Origin of the sequence: Massilia sp. CT11-108, assembly GCF_047302915.1 — a bacterium.
GTDB lineage: Bacteria > Pseudomonadota > Gammaproteobacteria > Burkholderiales > Burkholderiaceae_D > Telluria > Telluria orientalis.
The window spans coordinates 1-1375 of the sequence record NZ_JBKYMO010000895.1; the positions used below are offsets into that span (position 1 = coordinate 1).

The 1375-nt window shown below is 65.5% G+C and carries 1 protein-coding gene and 1 pseudogene; both read right to left on the reverse strand.

Annotated features, from left to right (window positions below):
• Positions 1 to 267 precede the first annotated feature (267 nt).
• The gene (locus tag ACEN88_RS31760; RefSeq protein ID WP_413346153.1) at positions 268 to 606 is read right to left on the reverse strand and encodes a DUF1840 domain-containing protein; all 339 of its coding nucleotides are present in this window, start codon (positions 604 to 606) and stop codon (positions 268 to 270) included.
• Positions 607 to 676: 70 nt separating this feature from the next.
• A pseudogene (locus ACEN88_RS31765) lies at positions 677 to 1375 on the reverse strand (putative ABC transporter permease subunit); the annotation flags it as partial.

Sequence of the window (1375 nt, forward strand, 5' to 3'; positions counted from 1 at the left end):
GTGTGAAAGTAGGTTATCGTCAGGCTAGTTATTAGAAAAGCCCGCTCAGTATGCACTGAGCGGGCTTTTTGCTTTTCTACGGCAAAAATGCCGAGGATTAAGCGCATCTCCTGCTCGACCCAGCTGGTACGTCCGTACAAACTGGCGAGCGGGAACGTGCAGATAGAAGCGAGCATCGGCGTGGCCCTGCAGTTGCCGTATGAACTGCAGGACCCTGTCCACCCGGTGGCGGAAGCGATCGAGCGGAAAACGTCCTGATCGGGCGGGTCAGACGCCCCAGAGCACGTCGGTCTGCTGGTCGCGCGAGGCGCGCAGCATTTCCAGCAGCGGGAACGCGCGGGTCGAGAACGTCACGGTCTCGAACGGCTGGTGTTCCGCGTCCTCTTCGCCTTGATGGGCCTTGACGTCCTGTTCCATCTCGTCGGTGGCCTGGTGCTTCCGGCTTTCTTCGATCTCGTTTTCCAGCAGTCTGACGGCTTGCGTCGCTTCTTCGGCGGTGATGACACCGCGTTCACTGTCCTTGTGCAGGAGGTCCAGGATCCGCTTGGCGTGGTCCTGGTACATCATGACGTTCGGGTAAGCCTTGGATTTAAAGGTGATTAACATAGTTGTCTCATTCTATTGTGAGTAGCCCAACGATATCACGAGTCGGGCCTGGAGGTCAGTGGGCTACCTCTCACACCGGGCGCCGCCGCATTGCGCGGGCCAGTAGCAGCACGAGCAGCCCCGCCGCCAGCACCGCCGCCGCGGCCGGCAGCATCCAGGCCGGTCCGCCCGCCGCCAGCGCGACGAGGAGCCAGCCGAGCCCGCCCCAGCACAGGCTGCTGACCAGTTCCAGCATCGTGCACAGGAAATTTTCCTTGCCGCGCGTCTTGAAATCGCTGCGGGGAGCGGGGCGACCCGTCCACTGCACGATCAGGCCGGCGCTCAGCACGGCCGCGCTGACCGGGAACGCGACGAGCAGGCCCGTCAGCGGCGTGCGCACGACGAGCCATAGCAGCGGCAGCGCGACGAGCAGCAGGGCCGGCATCGTCGCCGCCGCCAGCTTGGCCAGTTGCAGCGTGCGGCGCGGCGCCGGAGCCGACAGCAGCAGGTCGGGCGCATCTTCGGCCGAGATCACGATCCACGCCAGGCTACCCGTCAACGAACTGCACAGCAGCGTGAGGCCGGCGCCCAGCGCGGGGCCGGCCGAGTCGCCGCGTAGGATCAGGAACAGCAGCGGCACGAGGTAGACCAGCTGCAGCAGCACCTGCGCGATCAGGTGCGGGTCGCGCGCGATCAGGCGCCATTCCTTGATGACGACCGTGTCGAACAGGCTGGCGCGGAAACCGAAGCGCAGCGCGCCGGCCGGGCGGGCGCGGACGCGGCCCATGCC

Coding starts and splice junctions, on each gene's coding strand:
- ACEN88_RS31760 (WP_413346153.1), bottom strand. CDS start 606: ATGTTAATCACCTTTAAATCCAAGGCTTACCCGAACGTCATGATGTAC.